General features: G+C 40.0%; 25 protein-coding genes. 17 read left to right on the forward strand and 8 right to left on the reverse strand.

Going from position 1 to position 23,905, the window contains the following annotated elements; genetic code table 11:
- The first annotated feature begins 12 nt into the window (after positions 1–12).
- The 6 genes from OMU_RS09575 (at position 13) to OMU_RS09600 (ending at position 5,780) form a co-directional block, all read left to right on the forward strand.
- Positions 13–381 carry a transcriptional regulator GutM gene (locus tag OMU_RS09575; RefSeq protein ID WP_016179719.1) on the forward strand — a complete coding sequence of 123 codons (369 nt, stop codon included), beginning with the start codon at positions 13–15 and terminating at the stop codon, positions 379–381.
- Between the two features lie 4 nt (positions 382–385).
- Positions 386–1,864 (forward strand): xylulokinase, encoded by a 1,479-nt coding sequence (locus tag OMU_RS09580; protein WP_016179720.1) that lies wholly within the window; start codon positions 386–388, stop codon positions 1,862–1,864.
- The gene (locus OMU_RS09585) at positions 1,854–2,528 is read left to right on the forward strand and encodes a triose-phosphate isomerase (RefSeq protein ID WP_227655564.1); all 675 of its coding nucleotides are present in this window, start codon (positions 1,854–1,856) and stop codon (positions 2,526–2,528) included. Before OMU_RS09580 ends, OMU_RS09585 begins: the two co-directional genes overlap by 11 nt.
- 19 nt (positions 2,529–2,547) lie before the next feature.
- A complete protein-coding gene (locus tag OMU_RS09590; protein WP_016179722.1) occupies positions 2,548–3,381 on the forward strand; it encodes a class II aldolase in 834 nt (277 codons plus the stop codon).
- A gap of 198 nt (positions 3,382–3,579) precedes the next feature.
- The gene (locus OMU_RS09595; RefSeq protein ID WP_016179723.1) at positions 3,580–4,689 is read left to right on the forward strand and encodes a hypothetical protein; all 1,110 of its coding nucleotides are present in this window, start codon (positions 3,580–3,582) and stop codon (positions 4,687–4,689) included.
- Positions 4,690–4,955: 266 nt separating this feature from the next.
- Positions 4,956–5,780, forward strand: coding sequence for a class I SAM-dependent methyltransferase (locus OMU_RS09600; RefSeq protein WP_016179724.1), 825 nt, complete (start codon positions 4,956–4,958; stop codon positions 5,778–5,780).
- Positions 5,781–5,824: 44 nt separating this feature from the next.
- Here the strand turns inward: OMU_RS09600 and OMU_RS09605 are convergent, their stop codons facing one another.
- The 3 genes from OMU_RS09605 to OMU_RS09615 all read right to left on the reverse strand — a co-directional run bounded on the left by OMU_RS09605 (position 5,825) and on the right by OMU_RS09615 (position 8,183).
- Positions 5,825–6,463, reverse strand: coding sequence for a CPBP family intramembrane glutamic endopeptidase (locus OMU_RS09605; RefSeq protein WP_016179725.1), 639 nt, complete (start codon positions 6,461–6,463; stop codon positions 5,825–5,827).
- The gene (locus OMU_RS09610; protein WP_016179726.1) at positions 6,460–7,242 is read right to left on the reverse strand and encodes a hypothetical protein; all 783 of its coding nucleotides are present in this window, start codon (positions 7,240–7,242) and stop codon (positions 6,460–6,462) included. The genes OMU_RS09605 and OMU_RS09610 overlap by 4 nt, the downstream gene beginning before the upstream one ends.
- Before the next feature lie 92 nt (positions 7,243–7,334).
- On the reverse strand, positions 7,335–8,183 hold the full coding sequence (locus OMU_RS09615) for a helix-turn-helix domain-containing protein (RefSeq protein WP_016179727.1): 849 nt from the start codon (positions 8,181–8,183) through the stop codon (positions 7,335–7,337).
- A gap of 130 nt (positions 8,184–8,313) precedes the next feature.
- Between OMU_RS09615 and OMU_RS09620 the strand changes: the two genes are divergently transcribed.
- On the forward strand, positions 8,314–9,009 hold the full coding sequence (locus OMU_RS09620; RefSeq protein WP_016179728.1) for an aspartate/glutamate racemase family protein: 696 nt from the start codon (positions 8,314–8,316) through the stop codon (positions 9,007–9,009).
- A gap of 8 nt (positions 9,010–9,017) precedes the next feature.
- The gene (locus OMU_RS09625) at positions 9,018–10,247 is read left to right on the forward strand and encodes a glycosyltransferase (RefSeq protein WP_016179729.1); all 1,230 of its coding nucleotides are present in this window, start codon (positions 9,018–9,020) and stop codon (positions 10,245–10,247) included.
- A gap of 48 nt (positions 10,248–10,295) precedes the next feature.
- On the opposite strand, the gene OMU_RS09630 is transcribed toward OMU_RS09625, so the two are convergent.
- Positions 10,296–10,862, reverse strand: a complete 567-nt coding sequence (locus tag OMU_RS09630; RefSeq protein WP_016179730.1) for a hypothetical protein — start codon at positions 10,860–10,862, stop codon at positions 10,296–10,298.
- A 165-nt stretch (positions 10,863–11,027) separates the two neighbouring features.
- Positions 11,028–11,918, reverse strand: coding sequence for a helix-turn-helix domain-containing protein (locus OMU_RS09635; protein ID WP_016179731.1), 891 nt, complete (start codon positions 11,916–11,918; stop codon positions 11,028–11,030).
- A 292-nt stretch (positions 11,919–12,210) separates the two neighbouring features.
- On the opposite strand from OMU_RS09635, the gene kduI reads away from it, so the two are divergent.
- From kduI to rhaM, 8 genes are all read left to right on the forward strand, one after another.
- Complete coding sequence (gene kduI / locus OMU_RS09640; RefSeq protein ID WP_016179732.1) at positions 12,211–13,053, forward strand: 5-dehydro-4-deoxy-D-glucuronate isomerase; 843 nt, start codon at positions 12,211–12,213, stop codon at positions 13,051–13,053.
- Between the two features lie 18 nt (positions 13,054–13,071).
- On the forward strand, positions 13,072–13,875 hold the full coding sequence (locus tag OMU_RS09645; protein WP_016179733.1) for a gluconate 5-dehydrogenase: 804 nt from the start codon (positions 13,072–13,074) through the stop codon (positions 13,873–13,875).
- Positions 13,876–14,046: 171 nt separating this feature from the next.
- Positions 14,047–15,156, forward strand: a complete 1,110-nt coding sequence (bglB, locus tag OMU_RS09650) for a beta-galactosidase BglB (RefSeq protein WP_016179734.1) — start codon at positions 14,047–14,049, stop codon at positions 15,154–15,156.
- An 18-nt stretch (positions 15,157–15,174) separates the two neighbouring features.
- The gene (locus tag OMU_RS09655) at positions 15,175–16,206 is read left to right on the forward strand and encodes a TRAP transporter substrate-binding protein (protein ID WP_016179735.1); all 1,032 of its coding nucleotides are present in this window, start codon (positions 15,175–15,177) and stop codon (positions 16,204–16,206) included.
- A complete protein-coding gene (locus OMU_RS09660; RefSeq protein ID WP_016179736.1) occupies positions 16,203–16,688 on the forward strand; it encodes a TRAP transporter small permease in 486 nt (161 codons plus the stop codon). The genes OMU_RS09655 and OMU_RS09660 overlap by 4 nt, the downstream gene beginning before the upstream one ends.
- A 2-nt stretch (positions 16,689–16,690) precedes the next feature.
- Positions 16,691–17,986, forward strand: a complete 1,296-nt coding sequence (locus OMU_RS09665) for a TRAP transporter large permease (protein WP_016179737.1) — start codon at positions 16,691–16,693, stop codon at positions 17,984–17,986.
- 4 nt (positions 17,987–17,990) lie between these two features.
- Complete coding sequence (locus OMU_RS09670; RefSeq protein WP_016179738.1) at positions 17,991–18,824, forward strand: sugar phosphate isomerase/epimerase family protein; 834 nt, start codon at positions 17,991–17,993, stop codon at positions 18,822–18,824.
- A gap of 29 nt (positions 18,825–18,853) precedes the next feature.
- Complete coding sequence (rhaM, locus tag OMU_RS09675) at positions 18,854–19,165, forward strand: L-rhamnose mutarotase (RefSeq protein WP_016179739.1); 312 nt, start codon at positions 18,854–18,856, stop codon at positions 19,163–19,165.
- 53 nt (positions 19,166–19,218) lie between these two features.
- Here rhaM and OMU_RS09680 read toward each other — a convergent pair whose 3' ends face one another.
- Both OMU_RS09680 and OMU_RS09685 read right to left on the reverse strand, forming a co-directional pair.
- Complete coding sequence (locus OMU_RS09680) at positions 19,219–20,565, reverse strand: PTS sugar transporter subunit IIC (RefSeq protein WP_016179740.1); 1,347 nt, start codon at positions 20,563–20,565, stop codon at positions 19,219–19,221.
- Between the two features lie 209 nt (positions 20,566–20,774).
- Positions 20,775–21,488, reverse strand: coding sequence for a GntR family transcriptional regulator (locus OMU_RS09685; protein ID WP_016179741.1), 714 nt, complete (start codon positions 21,486–21,488; stop codon positions 20,775–20,777).
- 266 nt (positions 21,489–21,754) lie between these two features.
- On the opposite strand from OMU_RS09685, the gene OMU_RS09690 reads away from it, so the two are divergent.
- The gene (locus OMU_RS09690; protein ID WP_016179742.1) at positions 21,755–23,173 is read left to right on the forward strand and encodes a glycoside hydrolase family 1 protein; all 1,419 of its coding nucleotides are present in this window, start codon (positions 21,755–21,757) and stop codon (positions 23,171–23,173) included.
- A gap of 205 nt (positions 23,174–23,378) precedes the next feature.
- On the opposite strand, the gene OMU_RS09695 is transcribed toward OMU_RS09690, so the two are convergent.
- On the reverse strand, positions 23,379–23,711 hold the full coding sequence (locus OMU_RS09695; protein WP_016179743.1) for a hypothetical protein: 333 nt from the start codon (positions 23,709–23,711) through the stop codon (positions 23,379–23,381).
- Between the last annotated feature and the right edge of the window lie 194 nt (positions 23,712–23,905).

Here is a 23,905-nt window from a genome sequence, read left to right on the forward strand (position 1 = left end):
GGAGCGAGAGTGATGGATGAAATAAAGATTTTATTTGTGATAATTCTAGTCTGGTTGCTAGGAACGATCTCTTCTTATTTTCATTGGAAAAAAGTCAACGGCAAGCTTAGTGAATTGAAGCAGAATTTTACTGGTTATTTAGGAACTGGAATAAGCAAAGTCAACTTTTTCAGAAAAGTAATGGTCATTATCGTTGCAGACTTTGATGGGAAAATTACAGATTGTCAGTATTTATATGGGTGGACAACCTTTTCTAACTTTAGACAAAAATCTGAGCTGGTTGGCTGTGGCGTGGATTCAGTCTTGGAGAAAGCGAACGGAGACAAGTTCTATGATGCGCTGAAATTATCTCTAAACAAAATTCAAGAACAACGAGGCTAAGTCAATGAAAGACGTTAACGCAGAATACTATATTGGAATCGATATCGGTACTACTTCAATCAAGACAGTAGTCTACGATGAAAGATTCAACATCTGCTTTCATGTTGGTAAGAGATACAACTATACCGCAACCGAAGACGGCTGGAGGGAAATTGATCCGACTATTTGGTCAACGATCGTTCTTGAACAATTAGCAGAAATTTTTTCCATTTTTCCGTACCAGAAAATAGAAGCGATCGGCGTTACCGGACAGATGCATACAACCGTATTCTTAGATCAAGCGCAGCAGCCAGTGCGACCAGCCATCATGTGGAATGATGAGCGAACAATTGATGTGGTAAAGAAAATCAAAACGGAATTACCGAAAAATTCGCAAACTGAAAATATTTTAGCTATTGTCTCAACAGGCAGTCCTTTAGCCAATCTTATTTGGCTGAAGCAATTTGAGCCAGAACATTACGAACGTTTAGGGAAAATCTTGATAGCCAAGGATTATGTTCGCCTGATTCTTACTGGGGAGCTGTTTACAGATTATTGTGATGCATCAACCAGCAGTTTATATAATGTGACTACTGAACAATGGTCTGAAGAGGTTTTATCCACATTCCAGCTTTCCGAAAAAATACTGCCAGAGGTTGGCTATGCTTCTAGTCGTGCGGGCACCCTGGATCTATCTTTGTTCGATATTGAAGGAAAGAAAGGAATTCCTGTAGTAGTTGGAACTGGGGATAATGTCGCTTCGGCGATCGCAAATCAAAACCAACAGGTCCAGCAGCCGATTATTTCTTTAGGAACATCAGGAGTAGTAATCCTATCAAACAGATGTAATGAGCGGTTGACCACCGGGAAAAATATACTAGCTAAAATCGCCAAAGAAGACCAGCGGGTTATCACGCAAGGAGCATTGCAAAGCGGTGCGAAAGTGATCGAGTGGTGGTCAGAGAACATCATTCAGCAAGATATTACTCAATTTGAAGCAAGGCTAACAACTAAACTAGGTGAGAACCAAGTGATTTTCTTTCCCTATCTGAACGGGGATAAAACCTTGTTTAAAGAGAGCAAACTCTCCGGAGCATTCTTTGGCATTGATTTAAATAGCGAACAAGATGATTTTTCATTGGCAGTTTATGAAGGAACCGCCTTTGCAATCAAGAGATTGATGCAGCAAATGCGGCCGTTGCAAAAAAATGATAAATGCCTGCTGATTGGCGGCGGCGCTAAAAGTCAGCTTTGGCCGCAAATATTTGCCAATGTTTTAAATTGTGTAATCCAGATCAATTGTACTGCCCGCGAAGCCAATTGTGGTGCGGCAATGCTGGCTTATTATCACTGTCACCAACGGTATCCCGTTCTACCAAATGAGCTGCGGGAATATGAACCAGAAGAAATATTAGTAAAAAAATATCAGAACAACTATCAAGCATTTATCACTTATTCAGATGCGTTGATTAAAAAGGAAAGGAGCGAAAATGATGAAGCGTGAAGCAATAACTCCTCCCTTTTTCACAGTTAGCCCTAAGTCTTATTTAGTAGGTAATGAGCTGCTAGAATTAGCAAAGTTGACCGATCAGTATGCAAAGGAACATGAATCTACGATTTTTTTTGTTGCACCGGCTACAGAATTGGTAAATATTGTTCAGAATACGGAACACGTCATTGTAACTGCACAAACGGCGGATGCTAACGGATTAGGAAGAGGAATGGGGAGGACAATCTTGGAATCCCTCAAAGAAAATGGTGTACAAGCGACATTCTTAAATCACATGGAACATCAATTAACAATAAAAGAATTAAGCACAACAATCATACGTGCCAAAGAATTAGGGATCATTACTATTGTATGTGCAGACACACCAGATGAAGCAGCTGCAGTGGCAATGCTTGATCCGGATATTGTGCTCTGTGAACCGAATCATTTAGTAGGGACAGGAACATTGAGCGATGAGAAATATATTGCAGATACAATGGCGGCTGTAAGAAAAGTAAATCCAGATATTTTAATCATGGAAGGGGCTGGAATTACTTGTGGGGCAGATGTTCGTCGCTTGATTCGTTTAGGAGCACAAGGTACGGGGATATCTAGCACTTTGGCATTAGCCGAGAATAAAGCGGAGCTGCTATCTGATTTATTAGGAGCGTTGAGATGAAAAAGGAGTGTGAAAAGGAATGCCATTAGTCAACGGAAATTTATTAGTTGAATTCATTCAGGAACAACAAGTAGTGGGCGGTGCCTTTAATACAACCAATTTGGAAACAACAGTAGGTATCTTGGAGGCTGTTGAAGAAACCAAAATTCCAAGTTTCATCCAAATTGCTCCTTCTAATATTGGATTAGCCGGCTATGAAGGCATTGTGGAAATGGTTAAGCGCCAAGCTCGCTTCATGGATACACCAGTAGCGCTGCATTTGGACCATGGGAAAAAACTGACGGATTTTAAAGCGGCGGTACGTGCTGGATTTAATTCAGTAATGATTGATGGTGCAGAGTTTGATTTTGAAGAAAATATTCGTTATACCAAAGCAGCCGTCGATTTTGCGAAAGCCTATGGCGTTCCGGTGGAAGCCGAATTAGGTGCGATTAAGGGAAAAGAAGATGATCATGTCAGCGAAGCGGATTGCAAAACAGATCCGAAGCAGGTGAAAGAGTTTGTGGAACGAACGGGCTGTGATCTATTGGCGGTTTCTGTGGGGAATGTTCATGGAATAGATGAAGAACCGCAGATTGATTTTGACTTATTAGCAAAAATTGCTGAAGAATCGGCTGTTCCTTTAGTGATTCATGGCGGGTCCGGGATTTCTTCAAGTGATTTAAAACGAATGAAAAGCTACAATGTAGTCAAAATAAATGTAGCAAGTGAATTACGCCAAAGTTATATTCAGAGTATTGGCCATGCCTATGATAGCAATCCTGCTGAGGCTAATTTGATCGCTGTTTTGACAAATGCAAAAAACTCGGTTCAGAAAAAAACTGTAGAAAAAATCAAAGAACTAAATAGATAACTACTACGAATAACGAGTCAACAAATGGTCGATGTTTGTTGGCTTCTTTTGTGAGCTAGGCTGCTTAATTTATTTATTGAATTTTAGCGGAAAATCTCTCTATTTTGACTAAAAATATTTGTGTTACCGTTTCTCTACCTATATGATGGAGAAAGGAACAGCTAAAAAAACTATTAATAGCATAGTGGGGGAGTCAAAATGAAAAAGGTAAAATTGGTTATGGTAACAGCATTAGCATTAGTGCTTTTTGCTGGGTGTAAACAGAAGCCGCAAGAGGAGTTTACTGCAGAATTAGCGAAACAAAGCGAAATGAATGCCGGTAGCTATTCGATCGTAATTGATAAAATGACGATTTCGGGTGAGGGTGAAGACGCACGGACTCGCGCTTCTATGGATTTAGGAGCAAAAATGATCAGCGGGACTAAAATTTCAGGCGATTATCTTAAAGATAGCGAGAAAAAACGAATCGCGATGGACATGAACATTGATGTTTTAGGTCAGAAGATTCCGATGGATTTCTTTATGGATCAGAAGAAAAAATCAATGTACTTAAGTACTGATTTTATGACGGAAACAGTGAATATCATGAAGGAATTCAATGCAGAGATGGCTTTTGATGCGAAGGAAATTGAAAAGCTAAAAGGCAAATACGTCCAAATGACTGAAGAGGATATGAAGAAGAACGCTAATAACAAGACGGATACAAGTTTAGCATATGAAAACTTTGATTGGGAGTTCTTAGGGAATTATCTTAATACGTTAGACTCTGATTCTTTTGAGAAAAAAGATGATACAATCAAACGGACCTTTACGAAGAAGGATATCAAAGGCTATATTGACTACGCCAAAGAAAATGGAAGTAAAGAAGAGAAGAAGGCTGTCAAAGAGCTGGAAAAAAATCTTGATGATCTGACTAAATATGAACAAACAACGACCTTGAATACGAAAAAGCACACACAAAAGACCAAAATGAAAATCGCTGCGAAAAACGATGATAGTACAGTTTCGATGGACTTGACGATGAACAGTCAAGCCAAAGACTCTAAGAAAAAAATTACATTGCCAAAATCAGCAGATACAATCTCAATGGAAGAGTTCCAAAAAATCTTAGATGATGCTCAGAAGAATGAGTCATTGGTTTCGGAAGAAGAGTTCAATGAATTGTTGGATGCCATTAAGCAAGGGCGTGGTCAATTTACGCAAGCACAAATTGATCAAATCAAGAGTACCTACAAACCATACTTAACGGAAGAACAATTTAAGCAGCTTGAGGAAGCACTGGATCAATCAATCGAAACAGCAGCGTAAATTAGCTGACGGACTGAGTTGTAATAAAACAACTGATTATGCTAAACTTATTATGACGACAATCACAAAAAATAGATGAGAGGCGATTTTGGTCCGGCGCACTATTCATTCCGTAATTAAAGGATTTTAGTGAAACGTGGAAAAGTATTCTGACAATGAATAAACTGAAAATTTTCGGATGAAAAGACAGTTTATTTGTTGTGCAGAAATTTTTCACGTTTTTTTGTTGTCTGTTGGATTGTCGTCAGTGAGAAAGAGGAAAAAAAATGATGGAATATATTAAACAGGATGTCCCGATTTTTAGTCACAGCAAGGATTCAATTTGGTTAGATGCGCATTTAGCGCCTCAAATGTTGGCGGCCCACTTGGATACCGAATTTGATGGAGCCACGAGAAATGCGGAATATATAAATCAATCTATGGCGTGGTTGACACAAAAATGTCCGGCACAGTCGTTTCCTAAGCTGCTGGATCTGGGTTGCGGTCCTGGGATTTATGCTGAAAAATTTTATGAGGCAGGTTATCAGGTCAAAGGGATCGATTTTTCTAAATTGAGTATTGCTCATGCTGCGAAGTCAGCTGAAGAAAAGCAATACGTCATTGATTATCAATGCGGGGACTACTTGAAAGAGGATTTAGGGAGCGAGGCCTATGATCTTATCGTCTTGATCTATTGTGATTTGGGTGTTTTTTCACCAGAGGATCGAAAGCGCGTATTTCAAAAGGTTTATGCTGCGCTAAAAAAAGGTGGAAGATTCATTTTTGATGTCTTCACTCCGAAGAAATATGCGGACTTCGAAGCGGCGAGAACTTGGCAGCTGGAGAAAAATAATTTTTGGACGCAGGAAACGTGTGTACACTTAACAGCACAGAAAAATTACTCTGGAACCAATACCTATTTGGATCAGCATTATTTGCTTTATCCAGATAAGATCAAAGAATTTTTCATTTGGGAAACGGTCTTTGAACAAGAACAACTGCTTATGGAATTAAGCACTATAGGTTTTGAAAGCAGTGAAGTTTTTGGAGATATTCGTGGAATGAAAGCTACAGAGGATTCAGAAACGATTTGTTTCGTTGTTGAAAAATAAAAAAGGGGCAGTTTCTGAATTGTTAGAAACTGCCTTTTTGAGTATTAATGAAGAAGAAAGGAAAGCATGAAACCAGCAAGATCAAACAGGTAATGAACGGCAAAGCTGGTAAGAATAGAGTTTGACTGTTCATAACTGCGATTAAACCAAAATCTGGCAGAACCTTGAAGCGCAATCACTTGAAGGATCGTTAATAGGATAGCCCCATTGAAATAGGTCCAGTAATGAATTAGACCGAATATGATGCTAACAAGGATATTTGCTACTAAAGGTGAAGCTTTTAATTTGAATAAGTCATAGAAATAAATACTGAATAGTTCTTCGCCTATCAAGGCAAAGGGCATAATTAAAAAGAAAAACCAAATTGGATTATCTGCTGCTGGATTTCCTTTGTGGGTGTGAGTAATCGCAACAATCAATATCCCTAAAACAAAAGAGAAAAGCTGGGCGATGAGGAAATACTTGATAAAATTCTTCCAGAATTGAACTGGTTTTTGATAAAGCTTTTCGTATGCTTTAAAGCCAAAAACAAGGCAATAGGCGATCGTGCCAAAAATCAAAAGAGAAAAATAGCCGATATAGGGAATAGAGATAAAGTGATTTACATTGCTAACGAGATAGAAAACAAGTCCGACGAGCAGCGTGGCGACGATGATCTTAGAATAATTCAATGGTCTAGTCATTTTTTTCCTCCTAAGGAAGCTTCGTTACGGTTCGTTTTTTTGAACAAAATTAGCGTTAACAATAAAAGAATTACGCCTGAAATTGTAAAAAATAGGGTTTGCCGCCTTGATGATCCCGTTTTAGGCAGTAATTTTTTATCAGAGAATACCTGTGTTTCTGATTGGATTGACTGGCTCTCTTTTGTCCTTTCAGTGGAAGCAACTTGCGATTTTTCCGTTGTTGCGGCTGGGCTAGTTTGTTCGGAGCCAGCGGCTGATTCTTTTTTTGGTTCAGTCGCTTTTTTTTCATTATTTATCACTTGCTTAGCAGGTGACTCGTCACTACTTTGTGGTTCCTTTTCGAGCGCAGATGTTTCTGAATTATGCTGTTTATCAGTAAAATCATCCTTGATTGATTCAGGTGTATTTGTTTTCTGATCAATTATTTGTACGCTTGATGAGGTAGTTGTTGTCGGTGCCTCCGTTGTTGTCTCAGTGACAGGTATGCTTTCAGGGATTGTCGTTGGTTCGGTATAGGGTTCTGGAACCACTTCGCCGCCATCACTATACCAATGGTTGCCGTCACGATAAAGCGTTAAACTTCCGTTATCATTATGAAGGAATAAACGATTCTCATCATTGGAACTATCGGTTTCGTAAAGTGTCCCATTGACTAAATATTTTTGTGAAGAAAAATTAGCTGATTCATTTGTATTCCCGAATGCGTGAAACGGAAAGACGACGATTGTCGAGAGTGTAAGTCCGAATCCAATAGCGATTTTTTGTTTAATAGTTTTCATTTCAAAATCCTTTCCTGTTGTTTTGATACTTGTTAGTTGTATCACAGAAAAATGGATTTTTTTAAATAGGTCTTATATACTGGACCAGATTTTTATAAAAGTGATTCAAGTTCTTTAGCAAGGGGTGCATAATCGAGCTCATGAAGAATCTTTAAGACCATCTCACTTTCTGTTTGTCCGTTCGCGTCGCCGCGTTTTGTCAGCAAAACCCCTTTGAAAAATTTGGCACACAGTCGATGAAAGCACTCTTTGTACTCGGTACTTAAAAGCAAAAGCTGTTCAATTAATACTTCCGCATAGTCTAATAGGTTTTCATCAAGCGTTTCCCGAATTAAGTTGACTAAAAGACTGCAGAAAATCTCTCTGCCGCGATCATAATTTTTGTATAGTTCTAAAGATTTTGAGAGCTGCTTGAAGAAGAGCAACTGTTTTTCACCTTCAATAAATTCCAAGGTGTTGGCAAATAATTGGATTTCCTGCAGTGTCCACGTTTGCAGATTTGTCAGGTACTGAATAATCGTTGCCTTATCTTCTGACAAAACGACATCAGGTGTATAGCTGCCTGTTTTGTTCGTCGCTTCGATGATCCGAATCCGAGAACGAACTTCCGCAACATGGACATTCGCGATCGGTCCTTGTTGCTCTTGTAGCTCCTGCAGAAGCTGATAAAGAGCTGGAAGATCATAGTTGTTACTGTAATTGGAGTAACGAAAAATATAATCGGCTTGCTCATTCAAGCGGTAATCCTGACTAATATAGAGAAACTCGTCCATATCTAAGGAAAGTCGCTCCAAAATATCTAGCAGCAAGGTCGCTGAAATACTATGATTCCCCTTTTCAAATTCAATGGCGTAGGATTTTGAAACAATGCCGAGATAAACCTCTTTTTGAGTTAAGCCTTTACTTAGCCGAATTTTCCGAACCACTTCTCCATGATACATCGCTTCACCAGCTCTCTATTTATTGCCGTTAGCATAGCATATTTCAGTTAAAAACTGTTTTTAAATGTTTGCGAGGAATGTCGAGTTCCTTTTCGTTTCTTGCTATAATAATTGAAAAACGAGGTGGCGCATGAAAACGATTGGATTATTAGGCGGGATGAGCTGGGAAAGCACGGTAACGTATTACACACGAATCAACGAATTAATGAATCAGCAATTAGGTGGGCTGCATTCGGCTAAAATTAAACTAGCCAGTGTTGATTTTGAAGAAATTGAAAACTATCAGGCAGCAAATGAATGGGAAAAAAGCGGAGCGGTTCTCGGAAAAGAAGCGCAGCAATTAGAGCAAGCAGGGGCTGATTTTCTACTAATCTGCACCAACACGATGCACAAGGTCGCACCACAGATTGCTGAATATTTAACGATTCCGATCCTGCATATTGCAGATGCTACGATTGCCGAACTACAAGCGCAGCAAATCAAAAAGGTCGCCTTATTAGGGACGAAATATACGATGACTCAAGCTTTTTACAAACAGAAAATTATCGACAGCGGGATCGATGTATGGATTCCCAACGAAGCCACGATTGAAACAATCAATCAAATCATTTTTGCTGAATTGTGTCATGGAAAGATTTTAACGGAATCAAAAGAGAAATTTATCGAGGTGATTGAAGAAGCAATCAAATCCGGAGCGGAAGGCGTCATCTTAGGCTGCACGGAAATTGGATTGTTGATCCAACAGGCGGATGTTGCGATCCCAGTTTTTGATACAACTGAAATCCATTCCCAAAAAGCCGTCGAACAAGCCTTGCAGAATAGATGAGGACTGTGATGAAAACGATTCTTTTTGCCCCAGCGACCTTTAATTTAGCGGAGACCACTCGGATGATCGAGATTGCCAAGCGGATGAGCAAGAAGTATCACTGCGTTTTTTGCGGGTTTTCAAAAACGTATGTCAAATTGATTAAAGAGGCAGAGTTTGAGGTTACTTTGTTGAGCCCCACACTGACACCACAGCAAGAAGCCGCGATTATTAAATTTGATCAAGGAAAAAGCTTGAAGAATCCCTTTACGGCAGAAATTGTGGTTGATCGAGTCGCTAGTGAGTTAGCTTTGATTAACGAGTTGGCTCCTTCTGTGATCGTGACAGGCAGTAACGTGACGATCTTCCTATCCGCCCGTATCGAAAAAGTTCCTTTAGTGTACGTCAAACCAGTGGCGATGTCCCGTCCGCATTTTGATCATGAAGTGGGTTGTATTATTCCTAGTCAGCTGGATAAAGCCTACCTGCCGAAGTCGGTTCTGTGGAAGCTTTTTCTGAGGGCTTCTAAACATTTGACTTGGAAACCCAGTGGATTCAAAAAGGTTGCGCAGCACTACAAACTAGCACTGCCTAAGTATACGTTGGATTTGCTGGATGGCGATTTGAATTTAATCACGACACTTCCGGCTTTCACAAAAGATTTAGTCTTTCCGGATAATTATCAATCTGTCGGTCCGATATTTGCGTGTCTGCCTTATGAGCTGCCAGCTGAGGTGAGTCGAATTATTGAAAAAGCTCGTCAGCAAAAAAAGCCAGTCGTCTATTTTGCGATGGGCAGTTCAGGAAATCGTTCATTGATCGAAAAGCTGTTAGCCTATTTTGTGACCACCGACTATGAGGTGATCGCACCAATTAAAAGCTATTTGACAGAGGATTTCGTTGCTGGAAATATCCATGTCTTTGATTGGCTGCCAGCATTGGAGGTTTCTGAACTTGTTGATTTTTCGGTGATCCATGGCGGCGAAGGAACCGTGCAAATCGCCTGCTCTTCTGGCAAACCCTTTATTGGCATCGGCCTACAATACGAACAGGAAGTTAACGTCGCATATTGCGAAAACTTTGGCAATGCGCTTGCCTTGCCGCCTAATAAATTAACAATAGAGGCCTTGTCGCGTAGTACCAAAAAGCTGCAATCACCCGATTATCGAAAAAAAGCGGAAGAAATGCAGCATTTGATGAAGAGAGTCGATGGTGCGAAAGCTGCGGCACAGCAAATCGAAGAGCGGTATCTTCGTTGATAAACAAAAAAGCCATCCAGATTTATTAATAAAATCTGGATGGCTTTTTTAATGCTTGCGTTTACGCATAAACAGACCAGCAATCAGCCCGAGTCCGCCGCAGGATAACAATGTAAGAATAGTGATAAAGCTCATCTCGATCACATTGTAGACAGTGGTTTGATTAGCAATTGTATTGGTTATAAGAACAGCCGGAATCGCCAGCAGTGATGCCATCCCTAAACAAGAACCCATATTCCAGTGCAAGATTTTTCGAGTTCCGATTGTGGCCCAGAAATAAACAATCCAAGTCACTGCGATGGGAATTCCAATTGGCCAAAGCCAGTAAACCGGAGCATCTAAAAAGTAGTTATTCACCGTTCGCTCGACAACCATAAAGAACGGAATAATCAATACAGTGAAAACTGATACCGAGTGAATTACGCGATAATTCTTGCTGAAAAGCAACGCATCCAATAAGGAACCTCCAAAAATCAACGCACTCCCGACAATACGAAACCAAGTAAATTGCTGATCAATCGCAAAGTTCGTTACGCCCGTTATTGCGAATGCTAAAATAAATAAAATCCAGAAAAGCTTTCTACCAACACTTCCCTTTTTATCTGAATCCTTCATTAGTTTCCCTCCTTATTCCTATACAAGTTTTTTCCCAGTTCATGTTAATCACTGTAAAAAGTGGAACTGACATCCTACATACCTTTAATCTTTCCTAAAGTATAACAGTCTTTATTTTTCCTTAATATCAGACCTGCGACGCATTTTACCTACGACCCATAAAAATCAATGGGGTTCGATAAATTTGATCGGCGGATTCTCGTTCGCATGCTTCAGAAATTCTTTTGGTGTAATTCCAAATTCCTTTTTAAACGCTTTCAAAAAATGTGCATAGGAGTTGAAGCCGCACTTGCTGTAAACATCAGAGGAGCTTTTGTATTGCTTCAATAGCTGCTTGGCATAGAGCAGCTTCTTTTTCAGGACAAATTGATGAAAGGTAAAGCCTGTATGCTTTTTAAATTCCCGCGTGATATAGTACTTGCTCACATAAAAATTTTGCTCCATTTCCTCTAAGGTCAAAGGATGGGAGAGATTTTCTGTAATAAAATGAATCATTTCTACGATTCGTTCATTTTGGATGATCGGCAGACCGTGATTTTCTTGGGTGTCCTCTTCGATCAATTGGTTCAGCTGCATCATGTAATGAACCAGCTGCTGTTCATAAAGAATATCTGAACCATAAACCTCAGGGGAAGGCTTTTCATCTACAAAACGCAGCAGTTCGTGTAGTTTTTCCGGCTTTAGCTGTAATACCTTGCTTCGCTGCTCGCCAACTGGATGGAAGCAGGCTTCTAAATTTGTCCATTCAGTTGAGCGATCCTGTAAAAATTTTTCCGTTAAAAAAATATACACCCGTTCAAAATAATCGGTACTTTGCTTCATGATACGATGGAGATCATTGTAATGAATCAGCAGGACAGTTCCAGGAACGATATCAAACTGCCGATTGTCTAAATAAAAGGTCGCCACGCCTTCCAAGGTAGCATGCACTTCGTAAAAATCATGGTAATGGTACACAGTCTTTTCGTTATTTACATTGTCCTTTACATGATAAATCTCATATTGATCAGAAAGCATTGTATTCACATAATATTTTTTCTTATTATGGTGGGTCATGTAATCACTCCTAGTGAATAGTTGAACAATCGTTGCTTATTATACTGTAGTTTTGTGAGGGCAGGTAGAGAAATAAATAAAATTTCTTTCGTTATCTTTTATTAATTCTATTAAACATCAGAAGAGAGCTGAGTAGTTCAGATTTTCAAAATTCTGCAATTTTTGACAGTTTTAAATCAAAAATTGCCATATTTAAAAAAGAGTTTCCCTGCTAAACTAACTCTTGTAAGCAGTTACAATGATTTTTTTAGGCAATTAATCAATCTTTTTAGGGAAAAAGGAGTGTTTTAACATGCAGCAGATGGAAACTCGGTATACGCATAGTCCGTTGGATATTCGTCATTACTCAACGGAAGAATTGCGAAAAGAATTCTTGGTAGAAAAGATTTTTGCACCTGGTGAAATCAGCTTAACGTATACTCACAATGACCGAATGATTTTTGGTGGTGTTACACCGACAGATGAAGCACTGGAAATCAAACTGGATCAAGAATTAGGGGTGGACTATTTTCTTGAGCGTCGGGAGTTAGGGGTTATTAATATTGGCGGACCAGGATTTATTGAAATTGATGGGCAAAGAGATACGATGAAAAAGCAGGATGGGTATTATATTGGCAAGGAAACAAAGCATGTGGTCTTCACCTCTGAAGATCCGTCAAACCCGGCGAAATTTTATATCAGCTGTGTACCAGCGCATAAAAAATATCCAAATATCAAAATTAGTATTGATCAAATCAAGCCAATGGAAACTGGTGATGGCCAGACGTTAAATGAACGGAAAATTTATCAATACATTCATCCGAATGTTTGCGAAAGCTGTCAGCTACAAATGGGTTATACCATTTTAGAGCCAGGCAGTGCTTGGAATACCATGCCATGTCATACTCACGAACGGCGCATGGAAGCGTATGTTTATTTTGACTACGCAACAGAAGATACGCGGGTCTTTCATATGATGGGCAAACCCGATGAAACCAAACATTTAGTTGTAGACAATGAGCAAGCAGTGATCTCGCCTAGCTGGTCGATTCATTCTGGTGTCGGCACAAGTAATTATTCCTTTATTTGGGCAATGTGTGGTGAAAATATTACCTATACTGATATGGATATGGTAGAAATGGATCAAATAAAATAAAGAGGAGCAGACTAAAAAATGGAATTTAAGATGGACATGTTTCGTTTAGATGGAAAAATCGCCTTGGTTACTGGTGCGGTCTATGGGATTGGTTTTGAAATTGCCAAGTCATTAGCAGTAGCTGGAGCGACGATTGTTTTCAATAATTTGGATCAGGCTTCGGTCGATCAAGGGTTAGCAAATTATACAAAAGAGGGTATTCAGGCTCATGGCTATGTTTGTGACGTTACTGATGAGGCAGCGGTTCAGGCCATGGTTAAGCAAATCGAAGATGAAGTCGGCGTGATTGATATTTTAGTCAACAACGCTGGGATTATTAAACGTATTCCGATGCTAGAAATGTCTGCGGAGGATTTCCGCCAAGTAGTCGACGTTGATTTGAACGCACCTTTTATCGTGTCTAAAGCAGTCCTACCATCAATGATCAAAAAAGGTCATGGGAAGATCATCAACATTTGTTCTATGATGAGTGAACTGGGTCGGGAAACTGTTGCGGGTTATGCAGCTGCTAAAGGCGGACTAAAAATGCTGACGAAAAATATTTGTTCAGAGTTCGGAGAAGCGAATATCCAGTGTAACGGGATTGGACCTGGCTACATAGCCACGCCGCAAACAGCCCCTTTAAGAGAAAAACAAGCAGACGGCTCACGTCATCCCTTTGATCAATTTATCGTATCAAAAACACCGGCCGCGCGTTGGGGTGAACCAAGTGATTTAGCAGGCCCAACGGTTTTCTTGGCATCGGATGCCTCTGATTTTGTGAACGGGCATATTTTATATGTTGATGGCGGCATTCTAGCTTATATTGGTAAACAGCCGTAAGCCTATTTCGCAAAAGGATAGGAATTATTAGAGCGCTTGTTCCTATCCTCTGATTTTTACGAATAGCAATTTTTGCAAGTTTTTGATCAATTTAAGACATTTATTGTGGTCTTTTTATTTGTTACTCTATTCACGTGAAAGAAATGAAAGCGATTTATTAAGGAGAGAGCAATGGCAATTATTTTAGAAGAACTATTCATACCAAAAGAAACAGTCAAAGAAAAAATCGATTTATTAATCGAGAATCTCACAACGATCAAAGATAGCAGTGGAGAATTTATCCTGGACTTTGATGGCTTGAAGGTCGATGATAAAAGCTGGACTATCTGGAATTGGCCGCAGGGAGTGGGCTTATACGGTATCTATAAAAATTATCAAATAACCAAAAATCCAGCTGCTTTGAAGGTCGTTACTGATTGGTTTGAGGCGCGCATGGAAGAAGGAGCGCCACCAAAAAATGTCAATACAATGGCGCCTTTATTGACGATGGCTTACTTGTACGAAGATACACAAGATACACGTTATATCCCTTATTTAGAGCAATGGGCTGAATGGGTGATGCACGACATGCCGCGAACAAAAGAAAACGGACTGCAGCATGCAACTTATGGTCCTGAAAATAAGAATCAACTGTGGGATGATACGCTGATGATGACGGTCTTGCCATTAGCAAAAATTGGAAAATTATTTAATCGTCCAGAATATTTGGAAGAAGCCCGGTATCAATTTTTGATTCATATCAAATACTTGATGGATAAAAAAACCGGATTATGGTACCACGGCTGGACCTTTGAAGGAAATCATAATTACGCAGAAGCGTTTTGGGCACGAGGGAATTGCTGGTTAACCATTGCGATCCCAGAGATCATCGAAATTTTAGAATTATCGAAAGAGGATGCTTTACGGAAATTCTTACTTGAAACATTAGAAGCCCAAGTTAAGGCCTTAGCAGAGTATCAAGCGGATAGCGGATTATGGCATACATTGATCGATGACCCAACTTCATACGAGGAATCTTCTGCAGCGGCTGGGTTTGCTTATGGCATATTGAAAGCGGTGCATAAGAATTATTTACCGAAGAAATATGAGAAAGTTGCGTATCAGGCGATCGAAGGATTATTAGCGCAAATTGATGAAAATGGCACGGTGCAAAATGTATCAGTCGGGACAGGAATGGGAGACAGCTTGGATTTCTATAAAAATATTGGGATCACTGCGATGCCATACGGACAATCCTTAACTGTTCTATGCCTGACTGAGTTGTTAGTTTCTTACTGCTAAAGAAAAAGGAGCAAAACGATGAAAATTAGATCATTGATTTTAACAGCCGCAGCACTAGTTACAACAACCTTTCTTTTAAGCGGCTGCAGTAATACGAAAGTTGCAGCCGCTGACGAACAGGCGGTAACGTTACGTTATGCCTATGCTTCCAACAGTCAGCCAGTCGTTGATTCAATGAAGGAGTTCGGACGACTGGTAAAAGAAAAGACAAATGGAGAAGTCGAAATCGAATATTATCCAGATGCACAATTAGGTGGAGAAACCGAGCTGATCGAATTGACGCAAACTGGAGCAATCGATTTTACCAAGGTCAGCGGTTCGGCCTTAGAAAGCTTTTCGAAGGATTACTCGATCTTTGGTATTCCATACCTGTTTGACGATGAAGAACACTTCTTCAGAGTGATGGAAAATGAAAAAATCATGAATGAAATCTATCAGTCCACAGAAGAGCTGGGCTTTGTCGGATTGACCTATTATGATTCAGGGCAACGGAGCTTTTATATGACAGAAGGACCGATCAAAACACCCGAAGATCTAAAAGGGAAAAAGATTCGTGTGATGCAAAGTGAGACGGCGATCAAAATGGTCGAGCTGCTTGGTGGATCAGCGGTTCCGATGGGGAGCAACGAAGTATATACCTCGCTGCAATCGAATTTGATCAATGGTGCTGAAAACAATGAGTTTGTGCTATTTACCGCTGGACATGGCGGAGTAGCGAAATATTATTCCTACGATGAGCATACCCGTGTGCCGGATGTAGTGATTATGAATGATTCGGTTAAAGAGCGTCTAACTGCAGAACAATACAAAGCTGTACAGGAAGCGGCAAAAGAATCGACAGAATATGAAAAGAAAGTATTCAAAAAGGCTGTCGAGGAAGAAAAGAAAATCGCGACCAAGGATTATGGTGTTCAATATAACGAAGTAGATAGTGAACCATTCCAAAAGCTGGTTCAGCCATTACACGATGAGTTTAAGAACAATGAAGATTATCGCGAGCTGTATCAGGAAATTCGAGCGTTAGCAGAAAAGGTAGGAGAAGACAAATGAAAGCGTTTAGAAATGGGTTGGATAAGTTCATGGAGATTCTATGCTCTACAATCTTAGCAGCGATGGTTTTGATTGTCCTCTATCAAGTGTTTGCTCGGAAGGTTTTGAACAATCCCAATACAGTTACGGAGGAATTGGTTCGTTTTGGTTTAGTTTGGGTTGCGATGTTAGCGTCAGCTTATGTCGTAGGGAAAAAGAGCCACTTATGTGTCACCTTGTTAAGCGATAATTTGAATGAAAAAGGCAAGCTCTTTTTAGAAATTGTCGTTCAGGTTCTCTTTATCTTGTTTGCGGCAGTCATCATGATTTATGGCGGCTGGCAGGCTTCTCTTGTGACAATGGGGCAAATTTCGCCTTCATTATCGATCCCTATGGGCTATGTGTATTTATCGGTTCCAGTATCGGGAGCCATCATGCTTTTATATAGTGTAATGAATTTATTAGATAGAACTCCTCGAACAGTTGAAAGTGAGGCGGAATAGTTATGGCTCTAGAAGCTGGCCTGATTCTTTTTGTAATTTTTGCAATTCTTTTAATCGTTGGGATGCCGATCGCGATCAGTATCGCTGCTTCCTCGATTTGTACATTGTTGTTAGTGATTCCTTTTGAAAATGCGGTCTTTACCTCTGCACAAAAAATGGTTTCTAGTCTAAATAGCTTTTCGTTGATCGCCATTCCCTTCTTTGTCTTGTCGGGAATCATTATGAATAATGGTGGGATCGCCGAGAAACTGGTGAACTTTGCAATGCTGTTTGTTGGACGAATTCCTGGTGGTTTAGCTCATACGAATGTTTTAGGTAACGCTCTTTTCGGTTCCATGTCTAGTTCTGCGATTGCTGCTTCTACGGCAATTGGCGGTGTGTTGGTACCACAGCAGGTAAAAGCTGGCTATGACCGAAAATTTGCCACAGCGGTAAATATCGCTTCGGCTCCCACTGGAATGGTGATACCGCCTAGTACGGCCTTCATTATGTATTCATTGGTTGCTGGTGGCGCTTCGATTTCAGCGTTATTCATGGGCGGTTATCTTGTAGGTGCTTTATGGTGTATCGGAATTATGGTGGTAGCTTTTATTCATGCTAAGCGTAACAATTATCAAACGATCAAAGGCGCTGAAAAAGGGACCGCGGGGAAGGTTTTAAAAGAGGCGATTCCGAGTGTCATGTTAATTGTGATCATTATCGGCGGTATTCTCTTCGGACTGTTTACAGCTGTAGAGGCTTCGGCGATTGCAGTAGCGTACTCCTTATTGATCGCGATGTTCTATTACAAAACGATCACTGTTAAAGATATTCCTAAAATGTTAACAGAAGCAGTCAAAACGACAGGGACAATTTCCTTCTTGTTAGCAACCTCTTCGATGATGTCCTTTGCGATGGCCTTTACAGGAATTCCTCAAGCGATCAGTGGAGCGATTTTAGGATTAACAACCAACAAGCTCATCGTTTTATTATTAGTCAATATTGTCTTATTACTTGTCGGTATGTTCATGGATGTCGGTCCGGCGATATTAATCTTTACACCGATCTTTTTACCAGTGGTGACGAGTGTAGGTGTTGATCCTGTGCACTTTGGTCTATTTGCTATTATGAATTTGTGTGTCGGTTCAATCACACCGCCTGTCGGAACGGGATTATACGTAGGTGCCAGTGTCGGCGGCGTCAAGGCCGAACAGATGCTGAAGCCGTTGATTCCCTTTTATGTCGCTATTTTAGTGATTTTATTACTGATTACTTATTTCCCAGCACTAGTTATGTGGCTGCCGAATATGGTGGGGTAGAAAAATGTTAAATTTATCGATTCGCGGACATGATTTGTCCGATGTTACAACGCTAGAATCTTTAGCTGAAAAAACACAGGCACAAAATGTCCAAACGCTGCAATTAGCACTAGGTCTTTCTTTTCCAGATTGGCCTAGTGATGGCAAAAATCTAAATCCAGGTTTAGGGCAAAGGGTTAAAGGGGTTTTGCAGAAAAGTGAGATTCAAGTAGGGATTTTAAGCTGCTATATCAATATGATTCATCCTGACAGCAGTCTGCGTGAAGCAGCATTAACCAAATTTGAAAGCTATGTCCGTCATGCTCGTTACTTTGGAGCGACGATGGTAGCGACAGAGACAGGGAATGTACTGCCGGAGATTCGTTATACGCCGAAGAATTTTACCGACGAAGCATTTAATGACATGGTTCGAGTCATTCAGCGATTGGTGAAGGTTGGGGAAGAACAGCAGACGCTGATCGGAATTGAGCCAGGATTGAATCATCCACTTTACTCGTTAGATCGAGTAGAGCAATTAATCCAACAGATCGATTCAGATTATTTAGGGATCATTTTAGATCCGACGAATCTGATTACCAGCGAAACCTATCAAAATCAAGTGGCTTTGGTCCAACAAGCTTTTGAACGTTTTGGCGAAAAAATCGTTGCGATTCATTTGAAGGACTATCAGGTTCAAAAGGATCAAATCGTCCCAGTTAATTTAGGGACAGGGTTGATTGATTATCCAGCAATTTGTCGCTTGATTGCCAAGGAAAAACCCGGATTGTTTGTTGTTTTGGAAGAGACCAAGGATCAAGCGATTCACAAAGCCGTTCAATTGATTGAACAGGTATTGTAGAAACATTGTGATTGAAAAAGGAGAATATCATGATAAAAAAAGCGATCAGAATGAACCTATATCCTGGAGCGAAAGCAGAATATCAGAAAAGGCACGACGAATTGTGGCCGGAGATGCGGGAAATGCTGAAGGAACATGGGGTGTTAAGCTATTCTATTTTCTTAGATTCAGAAAGCAATCAGCTTTTCGGCTATCTTGAAATCGAGGATGAAGAAAAGTGGAATCAGGTTTCAACTACAGCCATCAATCAGAAATGGTGGACATATATGAAAGATTTAATGGAAACAAATCCAGATGATTCACCTGTTAGTTTTGATTTGGAACCGGTATTTGAATTGTAAAATAAAAAGTCGAATTCAGTTGAAAGATTTTCTTTCAACTGAATTCAACTTTTTTAGTTTAGCGCTTTTTCCGCCTCTGTTTGAGCCATTTTCGCTGTTACGTGTTCATCGATTCGCAAGAACGGCAAGTAGATAAAGACACTGACTGCAATAATGATGATTTGTAAAATGGCGGCGCGCCAATCACCACCCGTTGCGAGAAAGCCTGAAATCACTGGCGGTGTGGTCCAAGGGATTTGGACAACCACGTGATTGATCAATCCTGCAGCTGTTGCGAAATAGGCTGTTACTAGTGAGAAGATCGGAGCCAAGACGAATGGAATGATCAGACTTAGATTAAATACGATCGGCAGACCGAAGATGATCGGTTCGCTAATATTGAACAAGGCAGGTGTGACAGATAATTTCGCAAAGTCTTTATAATCTTTCCGACGACTAAAAACGAAAATCGCGATCAGTAAGGCAATCGTGTTTCCAGATCCACCCATTACAGCGAAAGTATCTTTGAAGGCCATATTAATAATATGCGGGATTTGCTCGTTATTCGCATAGGCAGCCATATTTTCCTGCATGTTTTGTAATAAGAATGGGTCAAGCAATGAACCAGAAATCACGGCTTGGTGAATCCCGAAGCCAAAGAACAGATTGGCAATTGATGTAATCAGGACAAAGCCAGGTAATCCAGTAGTGACATGACTCAAAGGACCTGTGATGGCTTTTGTAATCAGTCCATTGACATCCATATTGAACAATTGATTAACACCAAAAGAAAGAATCGCAAATACTGTGACAGTAATCATGATCGGAATCAATACATTGAATGATTTCAGAACAGCCGGTGGAATATTTCCCGATAGTTTGATTTGCAGCTTTTCATTTATGGACAGTTTGATGAAGAGTTCCGTCGCTAATAAACCAACAAAGATACCGACGAACATCCCAGAAGCGCCCGTATGTGAACCGGGAATAACGCCAGTCACCTCAATCGCTTTTTTGGCATTTTCCGGTGTGAACATGGTTTTCATCGGTGTCAAAACGATGAAAGTCGAGATTGATACTAAGACAGCTGCAATATGATTGGTATAATTTCTGCTGACACACATATGATAAGAAACTGCAGCAACAACTAATAGTGTTGTGATACTTAGGGTACCATTGGCGATTGACATGCCAATCTCTTGAATCTTCATCAGGGTGGCTGGGTTGATGATTTTCCCCATGAAGCCGGTGGGTTCTAAGATAACGTAGTTGATCAAGGTTACGAAACCAGCTAACATCATGAAGGGCATGAATGTAGCAAAAGCGTCACGCAACGTTCGCATGTGGATCTGATTTCCTAGCTTGGTCGCGATAATCCCGAAGCGTTCAAAGAGCTGTTCCTTTTTATTTGTTTTCTCCACGATAGATTCTCCTTTTTTGTAGAATGCTAGTTTGTCTTTCTCTCAGTATCCTGCGAAAAAAGGTACTGCATCCTTATGTTTTGGTTGTAAGCACTTACCTTGATTACATAATAAAACGGATCGACAATAAAGTAAATACCTTTTTACAAAAATATATATCTTTGATTTGTAAAGTGACAAAAAAAGAGCTGAACACTCAGCTCAAGGAATCAATTCTCTACAAAAACAGCTTCAAAAATAAAGTCCTGATACAAATGTCGCGTAATTGAGTATTCAAAAGGTGTGCCATTTGCTAAAGAAACACTCTTTTCAATCTCAATCATAAAATCGCCAACATCGATCCCTAAGATTTTGGCATCGAATTCTGTCGCAAGGACACCCTTCATCCAAACGTGAGAGGCGTTGATCTCTAAATGCAGTTCATCACGAATGTAGGAATAAACGGATTTTTTTAGATGCTTTGGTACCAACCCAGGGATAATGGAAAGGGGCATAAAGGTTTGTTCTAATGAGTAAGGTTGCTGATCTACAAAGCGGCTGCGAACAATATTATAAATATAGTCCTTTTCGTCTATTTGCAGCATTTCAGCAACTTTTTTAGAAGGCAACTCAATGGAAAAAGTATGAATCTCTGAATCCACATGCTCTTCACCTACGACGCTCATGAGTCCTTCACTAGGTCCGAAAACCTTTGAATTATCGATCGGCTTGCGTAATACTTCGGTACCAAATCCACTTCGGCTATGTAGAACGCCTTCTGAAACAAGCATATCCAACCCTTTTTTTACGGTTAACTTACTCGTATTGTACAGCTTCGCTAACTCAGTACCTGATGGCAACTTCTCCCCAATCGCGTAGGTACCATCCTCAACTTTTCGTTTTACATCTAGATAGACCTCCATATATTTTGCCTTTTTCTTCATAATTACCTCCTTTAACAAACGATTAAAGATATAAATAATTATATACTTTTGCGAGGTTTTAGCAATGCTTTCGTAGTTAAAAGAATTATTTAGTTTTAAAAGTATATTCTTTTAATTAAAAAACTATTTCATTTTTTAGTAAGCGATGTTATGATGAATGAGCAAACAAGAAAACCTGCCTTTAACCTGCCATTTCTACTTCGGATACTTAGAAAGAGATGGCATGAAAATGGGCTTCACTTTTAATCGGAACGAGGAGGACTACAATGAATAAACAGCAATTAACTTTTCCAACGGACTTTTGGTGGGGATCAGCCTGGTCAGCCGAGCAATCAGAAGGACGCGGGGAAACAGGTAAAGCAGAAACCGTCTGGGAACGCTGGTATAAGGAGCAACCCTATCGCTTCTATCAAGGAATTAGTTCAGAAACAACCACCGATCATATCCATCGCTACAAAGAAGATGTCCAGCTGATGAAGCAAACAGGACACAATTCTTTCCGTGTGTCGATCTCTTGGGCACGGATGTTTCCAGCCGATGGTGTCGGTGAGGTCAATCCCAAAGCGATTGAATTCTATCGCGATTTATTTACAGAAATGAAGGATAATGGCATCAAAGTCTTCGCCAACTTGTATCATTTTGATATGCCGGCAGCGTTACAAGATAAAGGCGGCTGGGAATCACGGGAGGTCGTGGATGCGTATGTACATTTCGCGGATACGTGTTTTAAAGAATTTGGCGATCTGGTTTATCATTGGTTTACCTTCAATGAACCGTTGGGGCCAATTTTAGGTTCCTATTTGGAAGATTTTCATTATCCAAATATCATTGACTTCAAACGAGGGGCACAGGCTGCCCACTTTACGATTTTGGCTCATGCTAAGGCGATTGCGACCCATAAAAAACATAAGCTTACGAGTAAGATCGGCGTCATTTTAAATTTAAGTCCGACCTTTCCACGTAGTCAAAATCCAGCAGATGTGAAAGCCGCAGAGATTGCTGATCTCTTTTATGTGCGGAGTTTTTTAGATCCGATGGTCAAAGGGGCGTACCCTAAAAAATTAATTGATTTACTGAAGGAATACGACCAGCTACCGGTTGATTATACGGAAGAAGACTTAGCATGTATCAAAGAAAATACGGCGCAAATTTTAGGCTTGAATTATTATGAGCCAAAGCGGGTGAAGGCTCGTCTAACTGCGATTAATCCAAAAGGGCCATTTTTACCAGACTGGTTCTTTGAAAATCATGTGATGCCAGGCCGCCGTATGAACGAATACCGCGGCTGGGAAATCTATGAAAAAGGCATTCATGATCTATGCATGGATATCAAGGAAAACTATGGCAACATTGAAGCCTTTATCTCGGAAAATGGCATGGGCGTCGCCAACGAAGAACGCTTTATGGATGAAACAGGTCAAGTGATCGATGATTATCGCATCGAATATATTCAAGATCATTTGGCTTATCTATGGAAGGCAATTAATGATGGCTGCAATATCAAAGGCTATCATCTATGGACCTTTATTGATTGCTGGTCATGGATCAATGCCTACAAAAATCGTTATGGTTTAGTCTCACTTGATTTACCAACACAAAAACGTACGATCAAAAAAAGCGGGGAATTCTACAAACAGCTCAGCGATCAAAATGGTTTTGAGTATGAGGTGGATCGCTTAATATAACAAACGGAAAAACCAATCTGAAAAGGTTGGTTTTTTATATGGAATTTGTTTTTAGTTTCATAGTATAGTCGCCCAAGTTTTTTTTTATTAAACAAGCGACAAGTAAGAGAAGCAATGAATGAGTCGAAAAATGGACTATTAACCGAGCAGAAGAAATAGCAAACCCACTATCCAAACTGGAAAGCGGGTTTTTTGCAAGAAATTATTATTTAAACGGTTCCTTTCGCATAAAAGAAAATGGCGATTTACTGATTTTTCCATACTCGTCGGCTCTCAGATAGTCGACCTCAACATGAGGATAGGCATTTAACTCTGCTATATGATCCTTCAATATCGGAACTAATAACAACAGATCAATGTCAATTTCACGCAGTAATTGTCTGGCTTGTGTCAATGTTGCAGGATGCCAGTCATAATCAGGATAAAGGTTCGAAATGTCTTTAAGCATATCCGCAGTGGCATAGTCTGTTGCAATAAAACCCCAATCATCAGCTTTTTCGGATATATAGCGGTGAACAACAAGCAAGGCTTTTTCCATAAATTTTTCCTCAAATCCGTTCTTTTTTACTATTGTAACCAGTAACTCAATCGGTCTCAAATGAAAAATGTTTGTAAATTGTATTCTTTCAGGGGATTTCTAGTAAAAGCTGCGCCCTAAAAGAGCAAACGATCTAGAGAACAGAATAAAAGTGTAAAAACAGAAAATATCTCCTCAAAAGGACTAATTTTTTT

The organism is Enterococcus avium ATCC 14025 (assembly GCF_000406965.1).
Classification (GTDB): domain Bacteria; phylum Bacillota; class Bacilli; order Lactobacillales; family Enterococcaceae; genus Enterococcus_A; species Enterococcus_A avium.